At 52.2% G+C, this 16,265-nt stretch carries 19 protein-coding genes; 15 read left to right on the forward strand and 4 right to left on the reverse strand.

The features are described 5' to 3' along the window. Positions 1 to 13: 13 nt before the first annotated feature. From ACZ5FK_RS11885 to ACZ5FK_RS11915, 7 genes are all read left to right on the forward strand, one after another. A complete protein-coding gene (locus ACZ5FK_RS11885; RefSeq protein ID WP_464805112.1) occupies positions 14 to 1,219 on the forward strand; it encodes an MFS transporter in 1,206 nt (401 codons plus the stop codon). Between the two features lie 301 nt (positions 1,220 to 1,520). Further along, positions 1,521 to 2,195 (forward strand): hypothetical protein, encoded by a 675-nt coding sequence (locus tag ACZ5FK_RS11890; RefSeq protein WP_464805113.1) that lies wholly within the window; start codon positions 1,521 to 1,523, stop codon positions 2,193 to 2,195. Positions 2,196 to 2,293: 98 nt separating this feature from the next. Next, complete coding sequence (locus ACZ5FK_RS11895; RefSeq protein ID WP_464805114.1) at positions 2,294 to 2,656, forward strand: DUF6054 family protein; 363 nt, start codon at positions 2,294 to 2,296, stop codon at positions 2,654 to 2,656. 77 nt (positions 2,657 to 2,733) lie between these two features. Continuing rightward, positions 2,734 to 2,862, forward strand: a complete 129-nt coding sequence (locus ACZ5FK_RS11900; RefSeq protein ID WP_464805115.1) for a hypothetical protein — start codon at positions 2,734 to 2,736, stop codon at positions 2,860 to 2,862. Between the two features lie 79 nt (positions 2,863 to 2,941). Next, positions 2,942 to 3,586 (forward strand): uracil-DNA glycosylase, encoded by a 645-nt coding sequence (locus tag ACZ5FK_RS11905; RefSeq protein ID WP_464805116.1) that lies wholly within the window; start codon positions 2,942 to 2,944, stop codon positions 3,584 to 3,586. Between the two features lies 1 nt (position 3,587). Continuing rightward, positions 3,588 to 4,103 (forward strand): P-loop NTPase family protein, encoded by a 516-nt coding sequence (locus ACZ5FK_RS11910; RefSeq protein WP_464805117.1) that lies wholly within the window; start codon positions 3,588 to 3,590, stop codon positions 4,101 to 4,103. Between the two features lie 4 nt (positions 4,104 to 4,107). After that, positions 4,108 to 5,841 (forward strand): ABC transporter ATP-binding protein, encoded by a 1,734-nt coding sequence (locus tag ACZ5FK_RS11915; RefSeq protein WP_464805118.1) that lies wholly within the window; start codon positions 4,108 to 4,110, stop codon positions 5,839 to 5,841. Positions 5,842 to 5,881: 40 nt separating this feature from the next. Here the strand turns inward: ACZ5FK_RS11915 and ACZ5FK_RS11920 are convergent, their stop codons facing one another. Then, positions 5,882 to 6,178 (reverse strand): nucleotide pyrophosphohydrolase, encoded by a 297-nt coding sequence (locus ACZ5FK_RS11920; RefSeq protein ID WP_464805119.1) that lies wholly within the window; start codon positions 6,176 to 6,178, stop codon positions 5,882 to 5,884. Between the two features lie 86 nt (positions 6,179 to 6,264). On the opposite strand from ACZ5FK_RS11920, the gene ACZ5FK_RS11925 reads away from it, so the two are divergent. The 4 genes from ACZ5FK_RS11925 to ACZ5FK_RS11940 all read left to right on the forward strand — a co-directional run bounded on the left by ACZ5FK_RS11925 (position 6,265) and on the right by ACZ5FK_RS11940 (position 9,109). Beyond that, complete coding sequence (locus ACZ5FK_RS11925) at positions 6,265 to 6,858, forward strand: DNA-3-methyladenine glycosylase (RefSeq protein ID WP_464805120.1); 594 nt, start codon at positions 6,265 to 6,267, stop codon at positions 6,856 to 6,858. A gap of 74 nt (positions 6,859 to 6,932) precedes the next feature. Then, the gene (locus ACZ5FK_RS11930) at positions 6,933 to 7,448 is read left to right on the forward strand and encodes a type 1 glutamine amidotransferase domain-containing protein (protein WP_464805121.1); all 516 of its coding nucleotides are present in this window, start codon (positions 6,933 to 6,935) and stop codon (positions 7,446 to 7,448) included. 149 nt (positions 7,449 to 7,597) lie between these two features. After that, positions 7,598 to 8,659 carry a YkvI family membrane protein gene (locus ACZ5FK_RS11935; protein ID WP_464805122.1) on the forward strand — a complete coding sequence of 354 codons (1,062 nt, stop codon included), beginning with the start codon at positions 7,598 to 7,600 and terminating at the stop codon, positions 8,657 to 8,659. Positions 8,660 to 8,713: 54 nt separating this feature from the next. After that, a complete protein-coding gene (locus ACZ5FK_RS11940; RefSeq protein ID WP_464805123.1) occupies positions 8,714 to 9,109 on the forward strand; it encodes a hypothetical protein in 396 nt (131 codons plus the stop codon). Between the two features lie 39 nt (positions 9,110 to 9,148). Here ACZ5FK_RS11940 and hmpA read toward each other — a convergent pair whose 3' ends face one another. Then, positions 9,149 to 10,336, reverse strand: a complete 1,188-nt coding sequence (hmpA, locus tag ACZ5FK_RS11945) for an NO-inducible flavohemoprotein (RefSeq protein ID WP_464805124.1) — start codon at positions 10,334 to 10,336, stop codon at positions 9,149 to 9,151. Positions 10,337 to 10,538: 202 nt separating this feature from the next. Between hmpA and ACZ5FK_RS11950 the strand changes: the two genes are divergently transcribed. Together ACZ5FK_RS11950 and ACZ5FK_RS11955 are read left to right on the forward strand one after the other, a co-directional pair. After that, positions 10,539 to 10,982 (forward strand): RrF2 family transcriptional regulator, encoded by a 444-nt coding sequence (locus ACZ5FK_RS11950; RefSeq protein ID WP_464805125.1) that lies wholly within the window; start codon positions 10,539 to 10,541, stop codon positions 10,980 to 10,982. 57 nt (positions 10,983 to 11,039) lie between these two features. Next, positions 11,040 to 11,966 carry a manganese-dependent inorganic pyrophosphatase gene (locus tag ACZ5FK_RS11955; RefSeq protein WP_464805126.1) on the forward strand — a complete coding sequence of 309 codons (927 nt, stop codon included), beginning with the start codon at positions 11,040 to 11,042 and terminating at the stop codon, positions 11,964 to 11,966. A 130-nt stretch (positions 11,967 to 12,096) separates the two neighbouring features. Here the strand turns inward: ACZ5FK_RS11955 and ACZ5FK_RS11960 are convergent, their stop codons facing one another. Further along, positions 12,097 to 13,476, reverse strand: a complete 1,380-nt coding sequence (locus tag ACZ5FK_RS11960; RefSeq protein ID WP_464805127.1) for an FAD-dependent oxidoreductase — start codon at positions 13,474 to 13,476, stop codon at positions 12,097 to 12,099. A 99-nt stretch (positions 13,477 to 13,575) separates the two neighbouring features. On the opposite strand from ACZ5FK_RS11960, the gene ACZ5FK_RS11965 reads away from it, so the two are divergent. Together ACZ5FK_RS11965 and murB are read left to right on the forward strand one after the other, a co-directional pair. Beyond that, positions 13,576 to 14,280, forward strand: a complete 705-nt coding sequence (locus ACZ5FK_RS11965) for a DsbA family oxidoreductase (protein WP_464805128.1) — start codon at positions 13,576 to 13,578, stop codon at positions 14,278 to 14,280. Between the two features lie 181 nt (positions 14,281 to 14,461). Beyond that, positions 14,462 to 15,382 carry a UDP-N-acetylmuramate dehydrogenase gene (murB, locus tag ACZ5FK_RS11970; RefSeq protein WP_464805129.1) on the forward strand — a complete coding sequence of 307 codons (921 nt, stop codon included), beginning with the start codon at positions 14,462 to 14,464 and terminating at the stop codon, positions 15,380 to 15,382. A 58-nt stretch (positions 15,383 to 15,440) separates the two neighbouring features. On the opposite strand, the gene ACZ5FK_RS11975 is transcribed toward murB, so the two are convergent. Continuing rightward, positions 15,441 to 16,112, reverse strand: coding sequence for a histidine kinase (locus ACZ5FK_RS11975; protein ID WP_464805130.1), 672 nt, complete (start codon positions 16,110 to 16,112; stop codon positions 15,441 to 15,443). Positions 16,113 to 16,265: the final 153 nt, after the last annotated feature.

The raw sequence follows: 16,265 nt of genomic DNA on the forward strand, positions 1-16,265 counted from the left end.
TAAAGGGGCAGGAATGTTGAAAACTAAACAAGGGATCTCCCGCAACCGGCTGCTTGCCATTGCCGGAACTGGCTGGATGTTCGACGCGATGGATGTAGGCATATTATCATTTGTCATAGCCGCTGTAGCTGTCGAATGGAATTTAAATCCCACGCAGATGGGATGGATCGGAAGCGTTAACTCAATCGGGATGGCGGTCGGCGCCTTTGTGTTCGGATTGCTCGCTGACCGGATTGGCCGGAAGTCGGTCTTCATGATGACGCTTGTGCTATTCTCGGTCGCAAGTGGACTGTCCGCGCTTACATCCGCGCTGGCCATTTTCCTCGTGCTGCGCTTTCTTGTGGGTGCAGGGCTTGGCGGTGAATTGCCCGTCGCATCGACACTCGTTTCAGAGAGTGTAAGCAGCAAGGAGCGCGGCCGCGTCGTTGTACTGCTGGAAAGCTTTTGGGCGGTCGGCTGGATCATTTCAGCACTGCTCGCGTATTTTGTCATTCCGCATTTCGGATGGCGTGCAGCCCTTTTGCTGACCGCATTGCCGGCGTTCTACGCCATTTACCTGCGGCGGAATTTACCGGATTCTCCGAAATTCACGGCGGAAGGGGAACCGAAACAGTCTGTCACTGCAAAAATGAGATCCATCTGGTCGAAACCGTACGCAAAACGGACGCTGATGCTGTGGATCGTCTGGTTCACAGTAGTGTTCTCTTACTATGGCATGTTCCTATGGCTGCCGAGTGTCATGGTGATGAAAGGCTTTGATATGATCAAGAGCTTCGGCTATGTCCTCCTGATGACCATCGCCCAGCTGCCTGGCTATTTCACAGCTGCGTGGTTCATCGAGCGTCTCGGCAGAAAATTTGTCTTGTCGGTCTATCTGCTTGGCACGGCAGCGAGCGCATTTTTCTTCGGCAACGCGGATTCGCTTGTGCTCCTTCTGACAGCAGGCGCGCTTCTGTCGTTCTTCAACCTTGGAGCGTGGGGAGCCTTGTACGCCTATTCACCCGAACAATATCCGACGAACGTGCGCGGCACGGGATCCGGGATGGCCGCGGCGGTCGGACGGATCGGCGGCATCTTCGGCCCGCTGCTGGTCGGCTGGCTTCTAGCGGCAGGACACGACTTCAGCCTGGTCTTCGGCATTTTCTGCGGGGCGATCTTGATCGGCGTCTTGGCAGTCGTGTTCCTGGGAACAGAAACAAAGCAGACGGAATTGGAATGAAGGGGCTGTCCAGAAAGTATAAATTTCATTATTATGACCTTTAAAAAATTCTTATGAGGATGTAGAAAATCGCCAGAAACGGCCGACTCCTGCGGGAACAGCACGAGTCCGAGACCCCGCAGCAAAGCGAGGAGACTCGGGCCGTGCCCGCGGAAAGCGTGCCGGTTCTGGCGATTTTCGTATTTTCGGACGACCCCTTTTTTTGTCTTTCGCTGACTGGCAGCTTATATGATTCATTACGCGCGAAACGGGTAAAGATTGATAGATAATCTGGAAATGAATGATATAGGAGGGATGCGTTTTGACAAAACGATTTTCGTTCCTGCTTCTCATTGCCGTTTTAGCGGTAGGTCTTGCAGCATGCGGCGATAAGAAGGATGATGCGAATTCAGAAGGAACGGCAGACGGCACAAACAACACCGGGACGACAGATACAGGCAAAGACGAAGCATCCGGAGGGACTGACAGCAAAGGGGATGCTGACAAGAACGTCCAAGTGGACAATGACCTGACACTTGGAATGACAATGGATGAATTTGAGAAGGCATTTAATGAGAATGCGAAGAAAAAAGGCCTTTCTTATGAAATTGAAGACTATGAATTCCTCGAAGGCAATAATGTCCGTACGGCAACAATCCAGCTGAAATCCGATCTTCTTCTAAGTGTGCTTGAAATGCCGGACAGCGAAGAAGTGAAGGCGGTCAAACTGGAGATTGAGAGCATCGAAAAGAAAGAAGAGACGAATAAGCTCATCCAGACCATTATCGAATCCGTGGCTCCTGATCTAAGTGACGATGAACTGGAACGGGTCCAAAAAGAGATTGGTACAGCCGATCCGGACACAATTGAAGCTCCCGCAAGAAATGACTCTGAATCCTATTACGGGGATGTCCACTATATTTTAAGCTACAAGGAAGCGGACTTGCTCGAATTCATCGCGGCGAACCGGGAAGATACCCAGTTTGCGGCTGAATAAATAGAAAGACCTCAGCGTGAAAATGCTGGGGTCTTTTTGGCCTTTGCTTGAAACTTCACACAAGCTCATCCGTATTTCCTATAAAGGGGGAATGCATGATGGCGATCGACACGTTCCAAGTGAACATTCCGCCCGCTGAAGCGCGGGACTTAGTGCAGCAGGAGATCTTGCAAAGGAATATTAGCGGAACTCTCGTGGACAGTTACTCAAGGAAAGCCGGCGAGCATGAAGTGCATGTCCTGATCATGGAGAAATTCTATATGCGATCGAACAACCGGGCATCGGTGACAACGACGATCGATAATTTTGACGGCGTGACGACTGTGCATGTCGTCGCAGCGGGCAGTTCGGAAGGCGTCTTCTTCCGTTTTGACTGGGGAGCCGGCAGCAATTTTGCTGGCAGCGTGGCGCGCGCCCTTGCTCCTCACAGGATCGGGGGAGATGACCGGTTTGATTGGTGATGTGATGGCCCGGTATACCGGATTGCAGCGCAGACAAAGGCGATAGCGTGTAATTTTAAAAAGGTGAGAAGATAGGCTTGGATTTTTCAGAAAAGCTTCTTGCATTCATCCGGGCTATGATAGAGGCGGGATTGGTACGCCGGCTAGTGCCGGATTTGTATGCGGTCATCGCCCATTCCGGTATGACCGCATTGAACATGGGGTAGAGATGATCAGGAAAGGGGAAGGCAAACCCTTTCTGGATGAAACCATTGCGATACTACGATCTTGAAAGGGAGTGTGCGGATGTTCCGGATACCGGAGACGCTTGCGGAGCTGGGAAGAAAACGGATTGAGGGATACCCGCTTGAAGGGTTCGTCTACGGAGAAGGCCCTGAGAAGCCGAAGCTGATGCTGATCGGCGAAGCACCGGGTGAATTTGAGCTCGTGGATGGCATCCCCTTCATTGGACGGGCCGGCAAGGAGCTGATGCAGTCGCTCGCATCCATCGGCCTGTCGCGTGAGGATGTGTACATAACTAGTACGGTGCGCAGCCGTCCGTATAAGTGGGGGACGAAGAGGGAAAGGGACGGTACGGTCATCGAACGCAAATACAACCGGCCGCCGACCCAAAAGGAGATCATCGCGCACGCTCCAGTTCTGGACTACGAAGTGGCAAACGTCAAGCCGAAGCTGATTGTGGCATTAGGGAATGTCGGTCTGCAAAGGCTGCTCGGCAAAGAGGCGAAGGTGACGGAACTGCATGGCCAGCTCATCGAGGGGCCGGTCCGTTGCTTGGAAAGTCTGGAAGGCACGACGTTCGGCTGGACGGAAAGGACCCATAAAATCGTCCCGACATTCCATCCGGCTTCCGTCTTTTACAGGCCGTCCCATCGGCCGGATCTTGAAGCGGACTGGCTTGCGATCGGAAAGCTGCTGGAGACGTTATAGGATGAACTGCCAGAGGATTCTCATCATCGGCAGCAGCGGGGCGGGCAAGTCGGTGTTGTCCAAGGAGCTGGCAAGGCGCCTCGATCTGCCGCTCCTTCATCTGGATGCCCTTTTTTGGAATGAAGGATGGGTGCCGACGCCGAAACCGGAATTTCGCATGAAGCTGCAAAAGGAGCTCGAAAAGCCGGCATGGATCATGGATGGCAATTTCAACTCAACCATAGAAATGCGTGCGCAATATGCCGACCTGATCGTGTTCCTTGATTATCCGAATTGGCTTTGCCTGACGCGCGTCTTCAAGCGGCGCTGGATGTACAGGGGAAGGACCCGTCCCGATATGGCGAAAGGTTGCCGCGAGAAAGTGGACTGGGATTTCATCAAGTTCATTTGGACGTACCCGAAGAAGAAACGGCCGGGCGTCCTGGAACTGCTAGGACGGATGAAGACGAATGTGGTGATTCTCGCGTCGCCGCGAGAGACGGCGGATTGGCTGGACAAAATACAAGAGACAAGGTGAATGCATGGAAAAGACAGAAACAAAGGGGACAATGAAGGAATTCATCGCGCTGCTGAAACAGCTGAGCTGGCCGAAAGGGCGGACTGTGACCGCGCTGATCTTAGCGCTTTTCTCGACAATTGCGAGTCTTGCAGTGCCGCTCGTCACAAAGGAACTCGTCGACTCGTTGACGGGCTCCACTTTCACCTGGCAGACGGCGTTATTCCTGCTGGCCGTGTTCATCGTGCAGGCAGTGCTTGGCGGCGTATCCTATTATCTGCTTGCTTATATCGGCGAGACGATTGTCGCCGACTTGCGCAGCCGGCTCTGGGCGAAGGTGCTCAGATTGCCGGTCGGCTATTACGATGACAATGAAACCGGCGAGACGATGAGCCGGATTACGCAGGACACGACGATTCTAAAGACGCTTGTATCCGATCATCTCGTCGGTTTCATCACAGGCATCATCTCGATTATCGGAGCTGTGGCGATCCTGCTTGTGCTGGACTGGAAGATGACGCTGATCATGCTCATCAGCGTGCCGGTCAGCTTCGCGATTATTATGCCGCTCGGGCGGATCATGCATAAGATTGCAAAAGCGACACAAGGGGAGATGGCGAAATTCTCGGGCCATCTCGGACGGGTGCTCGGTGAAATACGTCTTGTGAAGGCGTACCGGGCAGAGTCGTCCGAGCAGGAGAAAGGGCAAGCCGCCATCCGCACGCTCTTTTCATTCGGACTGAAAGAGGCAAAGATCCAGGCGATCATTTCACCGGTGATGACACTTGTGATGATGGGAATCCTTGTCGCCATCCTCGGCTACGGGGGCGCGCAAGTTTCACGCGGCGCCTTATCAGCTGGAACGCTCGTCGCAATCATCTTCCTCATGTTCCAAATCATCATGCCGTTCGCACAGATGGCCCAGGTGTTCACCGTCTTTCAGAAGGCGGTCGGGGCGACTGATCGGATCCAGCAAATATTGCAAATGGACAGTGAACAGGCGGAGGGAAGAGAAGCCGCTGAAGATGCGGCGATCAAATTTGAAGATGTATCTTTTGCGTATGAATCCGGCAAGGAAGTGCTGCACGGCGTTACGTTCGATGCAGCACCAGGAACGGTGACAGCGTTTGTCGGTCCGAGCGGAGGCGGGAAGACGACCATCTTCTCGCTCATTGAACGGTTCTATCAGCCGACAGAGGGCGTCATCCGGCTTGGTTCCATGCCGATCGGCAGCATTGCCCTTTCCGAATGGCGGAAACGGATCGGTTACGTATCGCAGGAAAGTCCGCTGCTCAGCGGCACGATTATCGACAATATCGCCTACGGCCTGGAAGTGAGGCCGTCCATCCAAGAGATCCGGAAGGCTGCAGAAGCGGCGAATGCTCTCGGTTTCATTGAAGAGCTGGAAGATGGCTTTGATACGCTCGTCGGGGAGCGTGGTATGAAACTGTCAGGCGGGCAGCGTCAGCGGATTGCAATTGCAAGGGCGCTTCTGCACGACCCGGATATCCTTCTGCTGGATGAAGCGACATCGAACCTCGACAGCGGCTCAGAGACGCATGTGCAGGAAGCGCTTGCTCGTCTTATGGAAGGCCGCACAACACTGATCATTGCGCACCGGCTGGCGACGGTCGTTCATGCCGACCAGCTCATCTTCCTCGAAGGGGGCCGGATTACAGGCATCGGCACGCATCAGGAACTTGCCGAGGAACATGCGCTGTACCGAGAGTTTGCAGAAGGTCAGGGGCTTTATTCATGAATTAGAAAAACGGCAGGGAGGCGAACCTCTTCTGCCGTTTTTATGTATGTGTTGGAAAACGCTTTTTATTTTTCTGGAGCTTCTGGCGTGCGGTCTCCATCAGGTCGACGTCCAGCACATCCGCCAGCTGCAGCAGATAAATGAACACATCCGCCGCCTCTTCGGCAATTTTCTCCTTTTCCGCTGCGATTTTTTCGGCGGAAGGATTCCACTGGAAATGCTCCAGCAGTTCGTTCGCTTCAAGCGAGATGGAGATTGCGAGGTTTCTCGGATCCCGGTTGCCTGTCCAGCCGCGCTCCTCTGTGAATATGCGAATGTCCTCTGTCAGTTTCTTCATCCTGGTCACTGCCTTTCGTTTTACTTGAGTATACGCTACCTTTTTCCGATAATGGAAGGACCAAATTGAAATCGGGGGGCGAGCGGATGTATCGACCAGTGGAACAGGAGTTTTTTGAAGCGCCGGTACTCGAACTCGCACGGAATCTCGTCGGCCAGTATATCGTGCATGAGCTGCCGGAAGGACGGATTGTCGTCAGGATCGTCGAGACGGAAGCGTACCATGGGCCGGAAGATCGGGCGGCGCACAGCTTCGGCAACCGGCGGACGAAACGGACGGAAGTGATGTTCGGGGAGCCGGGGCTGATTTATACATACCAGATGCATACCCATACGCTCATGAATGTCGTAAGCGGTCCGGAGGGGACGCCGCATGCAGTCTTGCTGCGGGGGGCCGAACCAGTCGAAGGCATTGAAATGATCGCGAACAACCGAGGGGCGCATATGAAGCCGGAGAACTGGACGAATGGCCCTGGAAAGTTATCCAAGGCGATCGGGGTCACCATGGCAGCCTACGGCGGGTACTGGGGAACCCCGCCGCTATTCATCGCGAAAGGCCCTGGGGCGGAAAAAGTGGTGAGCGGGCCCCGTGTCGGCATTGGCAATACGGGGGAAGCCATGCATTATCCATGGCGTTTTTATGAGGAAGGGAACCCGTATGTCTCGAAATATCGTCCATGAGTTTAGCACGCGCTCGGGAAGGGAAATCAAGAAACTGCAGGCAAAAAAAGCATATTTGAAGGAGTGATGTTCAAATGGCAAAGATTGCAACAGTATTGACGGACCTATTTGAGGATGTGGAATATACCGATCCGGCAGATGCATTTAAAGAAGCCGGACATGAAGTGGTGACGATCGAGAAGGAAGCGGGCAAGCAAGTCGAAGGAAAGCAGGGCAAGGCGAAAGTAGATATTGACAAGGGCATCGACGATGTAAGCGTTGATGAGTTTGACGCGCTGTTCATCCCGGGAGGCTTCTCGCCGGACCAGCTCCGTGCCGATGATCGTTTTGTCCAGTTCGCAAAAGGTTTTATGGACAAGGATAAGCCGGTATTCGCCATCTGCCACGGACCGCAGCTTCTGATCACAGCGAAGACGCTAGACGGCAGGGACGCGACAGGCTATACTTCCATTAAAGTCGACCTTGAGAACGCCGGCGTGAAATTCCATGACAAGGAAGTGGTCGTCTGCCACGAGCAGCTTGTCACAAGCCGTAATCCAGACGACATTCCGGCGTTCATCCGGGAATCGAAGAAACTGCTCGAGAAGTGAACATAAGGCATAACCTGTGCACGCCAGACAATAGACTGGCATGTACAGGTTTTTTTATTGGGGTAAGTGCCCAGTCTTCGTGTGGTAATTGCAGCAAGTGTACCTGCATGATAGATTTAAAACTGGGCATATGCCAAGGGGGATGTTTTATGAAAAGAGTATTGAAAATGGGAAGCGCCTTTATCGGCATCATTGTCGGTGCAGGATTTGCGTCAGGGCAGGAGATCCTGCAATATTTCACGAGTTTCGGTCTTCTTGGTTGTGCAGGCGCGATTCTGTCAGCTGCGCTGTTCGCCTATCTTGGCATGACGCTGACCCGGCTCGGCAGCAGGATGCAAACTGAGTCGTACAAGGATGTCATCTATACAATTAGCGGACGGTATTTAGGAATTATTGTAGACTACGTAATCATTTTTACGTTATTCGGAGTAGGTACGGTGATGCTCGCTGGAGCGGGCGCCAATTTGAATCAGCAGTTTGGCTTGCCGGTTTACATAGGAAGCGTGCTGATGGTCGTGCTTGTCTTTTTTACGATTTTATTGAATGTGGACAAAGTGGTCGCTGTCATCGGCAGTATCACGCCATTCCTTATCCTGGCAGTAATCGTCGTATCCGTCTACGCGCTTATGACGATGGATACATCGTTCGCGGTCTTGAACCCGATTGCACAAGGCGTGGAGACGACTTTGCCGAACTGGATCATATCGGCCATCAATTACGTCTCCTTCAATATCGCGGTCGGCGCTTCCATGTCGATTGTGATGGGAAGCGCGGAGAAGGATGAGCGGATTGCCGGATGGGGCGGCTTCGTCGGCGGCCTGGGGCTGGGTGTCCTGATTCTGCTCAGCCATCTGGCAATCTTCGCCCGCGTCGAAACGGTGGCAGACAGCGATTTGCCGATGCTGGCGATCATAAACGAGATTTCGCCTGTACTCGGCATCTTCATGGCATTCGTCCTGTACGGCATGATTTTCAATACGGCTGTCAGCATGTTCTATGCGTTCGGCGCGCGGTTCATCAAGATTGGGACAGGGAAGTTCCGCCTGTTCATCAGCATCACGCTGGTTATCGGTTTTATCTTGAGTTTTGCCGGATTCAAGGACCTGGTCGCACATTTATATAGATTCATCGGCTACGTCGGCCTGTTCCTCGTGGCTGCGCTGATTGTTGCGTCGTTCCGTTTTTCGAAAATCAAGCGCCTGCACAGGTGACCGGTTTGTAACCATTTCCAACTCCGCCCGTCTGCTTCTATAGGAGGGATGGATATGAAACTGTATCACTTGCTGGCAGGCCTACTGCTGATTGGGTTGATCATGTCAGGATGTTCCGCTTCATCAGGCGGTGGCTGGAAGTTGCATTCGACAGGCAATCCGAGTGCTGCAGACGTGCTGAAACAGAATCCGGAAGCCGATATCTTTCAATTCGACGGTCTCATCTATACGACTGGGATTGACTGGGTGGAAGAATTGGATTTGACGAAAGGCGAGCAGGTCGGAGAAATCAGCACGCACAACGACAGCAGCACGAAGTTCCAAGACGGCATGGCCAATAAGCTGCCGGCCGGATCAAAAATATTCACTACGAAAGAAAAGGAAGGCCCAATTCTGCTTGTTGAAGTGGACGGAAAGCTTTTGAGGTATTATGGGTTAGTTGAGGGGTAACAGAAAACGCGCCATCCCAGAAGGGACAGCGCGTTTTTATCATGCTTTTACGAGTTGAAGCTCTTCAGCTGGACCGAAGAATTCAAAGTGGATCTTGTCTTGCGAGATGCCCATTTCATAAAGGGCGGATACAATTGCCTGCATGAATGGTGTCGGTCCGCAGACGTATACGTCGCTGCCGTCGATCACATGCTTCTCAAGGAAGTCGCGGTTAATGAAACCATCGCCTTCTCCCGAGTAAAGAACTTCATAGGTGGAATTCGGCAATTCGCTGTTCATGTTACGCAATGTTTCATCGAACGCTTGGTGCTTGCGAGTCCGTGCGGAGTGCAGGAAGGCAACTTTGCGCTCCGGTGTGTTCTTCGCAATATAGTCGTACATGGACATCATCGGTGTGAGACCGACACCGCCGCTGATCAATGTGACCGGATTTTCGCTTTCTGTATCAAGATGGAAGTCTCCGGCAGGTACGCTCACTTCGAGCTTGTCGCCGACGTTCATTTCATTATGGAGATACACGGATACTTTTCCGCCTGGCACGCATTCGTCCTCACGTTTGATGGAGAGGCGGAACCGTTCGCCGTCTGGAGCTTGTGATAAGCTGTATTGACGGTTCAAGATATGTTCTTCGCCAGGGATGCGGAAACGGATTGTGATGTACTGGCCTGGTTTGTAATCAGGCAATTTCTTGCCGTCCACCGGCTTCAAATAGAACGAAGTGATGACGTCGCTTTCTTTCACTTTCTCGTCAACAGTGAACTCTTTGAATGTTTTCCAGCCGCCTTCCGCTTCTTCTGCAGCATCATACATCTGTTTTTCAACGCCGATGAAAGCATCTGCAATTACGCCGTACGCTTCTCCCCATGCTTCAAGGATCTCAGGCGTTGCCGCATCGCCAAGCACTTCTTTGATTGCGCCTAGAAGGTGGTAGCCGACGATTGGATACTGGTCTGGCTGGATTCCAAGTGATTTGTGTTTATGTGCAATTTGGACAACCGCAGGAACGATCGCTTCCAAGTTGTCGATATATTTCGCTGCAGCGAGGACTGTGTTTGCAAGAGCTGTCTGCTGACGGCCTTTCGACTGGTTTGCATGGTTGAAGATGTTAAGCAGTTCAGGGTGAGCGGCGAACATATTTTTATAAAAAGTTTTTGTAATTGTTGTTCCGTGTTGTTCAAGAACTGGTACTGTGGATTTTACGATATCGATTGTGTTTTGGGATAGCATTGCGTTGCACAACCTTTCTTGTATTTGATAATTCCACTATAAACCCACTCTCCGCTAAAAGCTATATATAAAATACATGTTTAAACGGATGTAAAGATTTGTACACATTTCTTTCACGCATTTGACATAGTCCGCCCTGGACACTTTTCTTTCACGGGCCAGCCGTTGCCGCTATAATAGTGTGAGAAAGAGCGGTGACATTATGCGGTTAACATTGTATACAGATTTTTCTTTGCGGGTGCTCATTTACCTCGGTGCGAAAGAGAAGGATGAGCTGTCGACGATCCAGGAGATTTCTGATGCATTTCAAATATCGAAAAACCATTTGACGAAAGTCGTCCATGAACTTGGAAAGATGGGGTTTGTTGAATCGATCCGAGGACGAGGCGGCGGCATCCGCTTGAAAGTACCGGCGGAAGACATCAACGTCGGCCAGCTGGTCCGCAAGACGGAGGATGATTTCCATCTCGTCGAATGCTTTAATCCGGATTCCAACAGATGCATCCTGTCGCCGGCATGCCATTTGAAAGGTGTGCTGAACGAAGCGCTTCAGGCGTATTTTTTGGTGCTCGATCGCTACACCATCGCAGACTTTGTCGTAGACCAAGATGAAGTGGCGGCGATTTTGTTTGGCGGACGCTTGTGATAAAATAGGGAAGCAAAGAACGTCAGATCAATATGAAACAATTGCAGGAGGGACATCATGGGAAAAGTTTTAGTGTTCGGTCATAAAAATCCAGATACCGATTCGATTGCATCGGCAATCACATATGCATATTTAAAGAAGGAACTCGGCATGGATGCAGAAGCAGTGCGGCTTGGATCGATTTCAGGAGAAACGGCTTTTGCACTTGCGCAATTCGGTTTCGAAGCGCCGAGATTGATTGAAACAGCAGAGAACGAAGCGCAGCAAGTCATCTTGGTGGATCATAACGAGCGCCAGCAGAGCGTTGATGATCTCGACAAAGTGCAAGTTATCGAAGTCATCGACCATCACCGGATCGCGAACTTCGAAACGAGCGACCCGCTCTACTACCGGGCAGAGCCAGTCGGCTGCACGGCGACTATCCTGTTGAAACTGTTCAAGGAGAACGGCGTGGAAGTGCCAAAAGACATTGCGGGCCTTATGCTGTCCGCCATCATTTCGGATTCCCTTCTATTCAAATCACCGACATTCACGGCGGAAGACCGAAAAGCGGCGGACGAGCTTGCGGAGATTGCTGGCGTGGACGCTTCCGTATACGGGCTGGACATGCTGAAAGCGGGCGCTGATCTCAGCGGCAAGTCGCTCGAAGAATTGATTTCGCTCGACGCGAAGGAATTCACAATGGGCGACAAGAAAGTCGAAATCGCCCAGGTGAACGCGGTCGATCTGTCGGACGTCCTCAGCCGCCAGGAAGAGCTGGAAGTGTTGATCAACAGCATTATCGAAGAGAAAGGGCTCGACCTCTTCTTCTTCGTCGTGACCGATATCCTGAACAACGACTCCGTTGTCCTCGCGCTCGGCACATCGGCTGAACGCGGCACGCAAGCGTTCAATGTCGGCCTCGAGAACAACCTCGCGACATTGAAAGGCGTCGTATCCCGGAAGAAGCAGATTGTTCCGATCCTTACTGAAGCACTTAAATGATTGAATGCAAAACAGGCGGTCCCCATATTTGGGGGCCGCCTTTTAATTGAATTGCTGTGCCGGCTAAATGGATCGTTCCTCGGGTTAACTGGATCGCTGTGCCGGCTAAACAGCCGCTCTCTCTGCATTCTCACGGCAGGTCTAACGGGCGGGTGGCGGGGCCTTCGAGGACGGAGCCGTCTTTCCGGAAACGTGAGCCGTGGCACGGGCAGTCCCATGTTTCGTCGCCGGCGTTCCAGCGTGTCCGGCAGCCCATATGCGTGCAGATGGGTGAATCGGTGCGCGTCAGGTGGCCGCCCGCGAATTCTTTGATGACGAGTCCGGTGGTCCGGAGCGCCTGTACCATGAAGGATCCGAAATTTGTGCGGCTTGGCGCATACAGGGCGGCTGCTTTGTTTTCGCGTCCGACGATATGATCGGAAACAATCCGGGCCGCAGCGAGGGAATTGGACATGCCCCACTTCCGAAAGCCTGTATTGATATAGACATACGGCAGGCTCGCATCGATCGGGCCTGCATATGGCACGAGATCCGGGGTTGACGGATCTTGCGCAGACCAGCCGTTGGTGACGGTTTCCAGGTTATAGATTGAGCGCAGTTCGTGCGCAAGTTTGTCGTACCTCGGCTGCGTGTCCTTTTCCATGCCCGCCTTGTGGCTTTCGCCGCCGAGCAGGAAATACGTTCGTCCGTCAATGGCGACTGTGCGGATGGACCGCTTAGGCTGGTCGACGGACAGGTATTGCCCTTTGAGCGGCATATCGGCTTTTGCGGATACGAGATAGGATCGGTCGACGACTAATTTCATCACCTGGAGGCCGCGCAGCGCTTCGATCGGATAATGGGTGCACAGGACGAGTTCGCTGAATTCGATGACGTGGGATGATTGCATGAATAGCAATCGTTTTTTGAGATCCATCGAGCGGACATCGGAATGTTCATAGATTTTAGCTCCCGCTTTTACAGCGAGCTCGGCGAGATGCTGTCCGAAGCGGACGGAATGCAGCTGGCCTTGATGTGCGATGGTCAGTGTGGCGTCCATCTTGATCGGCAGTTCCGAATTCCAGCCAAGCTCTCCCGGTATCCCGAGTTCATCGTACGCCCATTTTTCATCCTGCAGCTGTTTCGTACCGTGTTCCGTATTTGAGAATAAAATCGAATCGGCCAAGCGGAATTCATCACCTTCCGAAAGGGAAGCGGCAAATCGGATCGACTCGTCGTTCACTTCATAATAAGTTCTGGCACCTTCACGGCCAAAATGCTTTATAAGATCGGCATAGACAAGATCGTGCTGGACGGTCAATTTGCCAGTTGTGTTGCCAGTCGCGCCTTCCAGGATCATTTCCTTTTCTACTAAAATGACGTTCTTGCCTTCCTTCGCCAGAAAGTATGCATTCGCCAAACCGTTTAAACCGCCGCCGACGATGCACACGTCGCATTTTAAATCGGCTGTGACCGCGGGATAATGTTCACGGGGGTAGGCGGTGTCCAGCCATAGTGAGTTGAATAGCATCAACTTCCATCTCCTCTTTGCAAATAAAATAAGGTAAGCATATACATTGTTGCCATCTTGAATAAAATTTAAAATTGAAAGTAGAAAGGTGATGAGGATATGAAAATTGAAGTTTGGTCGGATTATGTGTGCCCGTTTTGCTATATCGGCAAGAAGAAGTTGGAGGATGCGTTGAAGTCAACAGGATTTTCAGGGAGGACGGAACTTGTTTTTAAAGCGTATCAGCTGGATCCAACCACTCCTGTGGATACAGAAAAGCCATCAGTGGAAGGCTTTGCAGCGAAATTCGGCGTGAGCGAGGCAGAGGCGAAAGGCATGATGGCAAATATTGCGGAGCAGGCAGCGGCTGCGGGACTGACGTTCAACACGGATGACATGAAAGTCGCCAACACGTTCAATGCCCATCGCCTTGCGAAACTGGCGGAGCAGGAAGGCAAGGGAGCGGCTATGTCGGAGCGCCTCCTGAAAGGCCATTTCACGCTCGGTGAAGCGCTTGGCAACCGGGATGTCCTTCTCCGGATCGCTGAGGAAACAGGCATTTCACGGGATCGTGCTGCCGGGATGCTTGATTCGGATGAGTTTGCGCAGGATGTACGCGATGATATCGCAGAAGCGGGCCAGCTCGGTGTGAGAGGCGTTCCGTTTTTTGTAATCAACCGGAAGTACGCCATCTCAGGTGCGCAGCCTGCAGAAGTGTTTGAACAGGCGCTGAAGCAAGCGGCCGAGGAAGAGGGATTGCCGGCATTCAAGGTGGTCGGTGAAGATGAAGGCGGTTCTTGCGAAGGCGGCAGCTGTTCAATGTAACAAGTGGAACGCGAAGAAGCGGGCAGGGAGAACAATCTCTTGTCAAAAATCCTGATTCCAAGCATACTTATATGATGGAGCCCCAATTCTGAAGGAACAGGGGGGGCCCCCACCACTTCCGTAAATGATGGCCTCCATCAACGAAGGCGAGAGCTCTCTTACTGGAAAGGAATGTGTTTGGATGACAAAGCATACATGGTTTGAGGAACTGAGTCAGGAATTGACAACGGGTGCCCTGCGCCTCGATGAACCTTTATACACGTATACGAAAACGCAGCTGGGCGGTGCGGCGGATCTGCTTGCCATACCCGAGACAGTTGATGAAATGCAGACAATCGTCAAATATGCCGCTCAGAACGGAGTCCCGCTCCTCTTGCTCGGCAATGGCTCGAATATGGTAGTCCGGGATGGCGGCGTGCGGGGGATCGTCCTTCATCTGCCGAAACTCGATGCAATCCGGATTGAAGGCACGTCCGTACATGCAGAAGCTGGGGCCCATATCATCGACGTCTCGAGACAGGCAGGGGCTGCAGGCCTGACGGGGTTCGAATTTGCATGCGGCATACCAGGCTCAGTCGGCGGGGCAATGGCGATGAACGCAGGTGCCTACGGCGGCGAGATCAAAGACATCATCGTCAAGTGTACTGTCATGGACCGCAGTGGGGAAATTTTCGATTTGTCGAAAGAGGAACTGGAGCTCGGTTACCGGAAAAGCATCATAGCGAAAGAAGGCTATTACGTTTTGTCGGCAGATTTTGAACTGACGCCTGGCGATCAGGAAGCGATTGACGCGAAAATGGCTGACCTGACATTCCAGCGGGAGTCGAAGCAGCCGCTCGAGTATCCTTCAGCGGGCAGTGTTTTCAAGCGTCCGCCCGGTTATTATGCAGGAAAATTGATCCAAGACTGCGGCTTGCAAGGGAAGGGATTCGGCGGCGCGGAAGTGTCTACGAAGCATGCCGGGTTCATCGTCAATAAGAAGAACGCCACGGCGACAGACTACATCCAGACGATCGAGCTGGTGAAGCGGACGGTGAAGGATCAGTTTGACGTGGAACTGGAACTTGAAGTGAAAATTGTCGGAGAAGAAACAGAACAGTAAAATGGAAACAAAAACAGGCGGATGACCCGTTAAGGGCCGTCCGCCGTTTGAGCATATGTCATAGTTCGATTTTACAGCTGATTTTGGACGCATCGGCGACGCAGTCGTCGATGATCTCCACCTTGCACATGTGATTGTTGTGCATGAACTTGAAGATGCCGTTATTGAAATCGGTGCCGGTCTCTTTGAAGAAGATGCCTTCGAATCTTGCATCTTTTGAAAGGGTGAAGACGACCCGGTAGCCGCTGCCATCCTCTATTAGATAGGCGCGCACCCCTTTTTCAAACAGGCCTTCGGTTTCATCCTTGATATAGCGGGCGACTGAGACGACATGAAGATCGACGAATGTGATCTCGCGGAGAAGAACGTTGAGGAACGACCCTTTAGTGATCTCCTCCCACCGGCTTTGCGCTGTCTGCCCGATGATAATTTGAGTGATGTTATGCTGATGGGCAACTTCTTTGATCACTTTTGCGGTTGGGCGCTTTTCATTATCACGGATAATGAAGTCCACATCCAGTTCCTCGGCAAGTTCACGCCACTCATTGATGTATTGTGATTTCTCTGCATCGAACTCATCGACCGGCAGCGGATCGACTGTCAGGATATACATCGGACAATCCATAATAGCTGCCATTTTATGCCCCCGCCGGATGAGCCGTTCGCCGTTTGGACCGTAATACACGCAGACAAGAATGCTCTCATCCATACGGCCTTTCACTTTAACCATGACGGAATTCACCTCTGAAATGATTTTTTCGCTCGAGTCTAGCAGACCGGAGCCAGTCTAGCGGATAGGGACGCGCAATTCAAGCATCATGCCCTTTGGCTCCCTATTATCCATCGTGCGCTGCCAGTAGTCAAGTTAATCCGTGCAACTTAT

It is taken from the genome of Sporosarcina sp. GTC18466, from assembly GCF_055389225.1.

What these genes read in the sequence shown, in the direction of transcription:
- ACZ5FK_RS11885 (WP_464805112.1), top strand. Translation starts at nt 14, where the DNA reads ATGTTGAAAACTAAACAAGGGATCTCCCGCAACCGGCTGCTTGCCATT.
- ACZ5FK_RS11895 (WP_464805114.1), top strand. Translation starts at nt 2,294, where the DNA reads ATGGCGATCGACACGTTCCAAGTGAACATTCCGCCCGCTGAAGCGCGG.
- ACZ5FK_RS11905 (WP_464805116.1), top strand. Translation starts at nt 2,942, where the DNA reads ATGTTCCGGATACCGGAGACGCTTGCGGAGCTGGGAAGAAAACGGATT.
- ACZ5FK_RS11910 (WP_464805117.1), top strand. Translation starts at nt 3,588, where the DNA reads ATGAACTGCCAGAGGATTCTCATCATCGGCAGCAGCGGGGCGGGCAAG.
- ACZ5FK_RS11915 (WP_464805118.1), top strand. Translation starts at nt 4,108, where the DNA reads ATGGAAAAGACAGAAACAAAGGGGACAATGAAGGAATTCATCGCGCTG.
- ACZ5FK_RS11920 (WP_464805119.1), bottom strand. Translation starts at nt 6,178, where the DNA reads ATGAAGAAACTGACAGAGGACATTCGCATATTCACAGAGGAGCGCGGC.
- ACZ5FK_RS11925 (WP_464805120.1), top strand. Translation starts at nt 6,265, where the DNA reads ATGTATCGACCAGTGGAACAGGAGTTTTTTGAAGCGCCGGTACTCGAA.
- ACZ5FK_RS11930 (WP_464805121.1), top strand. Translation starts at nt 6,933, where the DNA reads ATGGCAAAGATTGCAACAGTATTGACGGACCTATTTGAGGATGTGGAA.
- ACZ5FK_RS11935 (WP_464805122.1), top strand. Translation starts at nt 7,598, where the DNA reads ATGAAAAGAGTATTGAAAATGGGAAGCGCCTTTATCGGCATCATTGTC.
- ACZ5FK_RS11940 (WP_464805123.1), top strand. Translation starts at nt 8,714, where the DNA reads ATGAAACTGTATCACTTGCTGGCAGGCCTACTGCTGATTGGGTTGATC.
- hmpA (WP_464805124.1), bottom strand. Translation starts at nt 10,336, where the DNA reads ATGCTATCCCAAAACACAATCGATATCGTAAAATCCACAGTACCAGTT.
- ACZ5FK_RS11950 (WP_464805125.1), top strand. Translation starts at nt 10,539, where the DNA reads ATGCGGTTAACATTGTATACAGATTTTTCTTTGCGGGTGCTCATTTAC.
- ACZ5FK_RS11955 (WP_464805126.1), top strand. Translation starts at nt 11,040, where the DNA reads ATGGGAAAAGTTTTAGTGTTCGGTCATAAAAATCCAGATACCGATTCG.
- ACZ5FK_RS11960 (WP_464805127.1), bottom strand. Translation starts at nt 13,476, where the DNA reads ATGCTATTCAACTCACTATGGCTGGACACCGCCTACCCCCGTGAACAT.
- ACZ5FK_RS11965 (WP_464805128.1), top strand. Translation starts at nt 13,576, where the DNA reads ATGAAAATTGAAGTTTGGTCGGATTATGTGTGCCCGTTTTGCTATATC.
- murB (WP_464805129.1), top strand. Translation starts at nt 14,462, where the DNA reads ATGACAAAGCATACATGGTTTGAGGAACTGAGTCAGGAATTGACAACG.
- ACZ5FK_RS11975 (WP_464805130.1), bottom strand. Translation starts at nt 16,112, where the DNA reads ATGGTTAAAGTGAAAGGCCGTATGGATGAGAGCATTCTTGTCTGCGTG.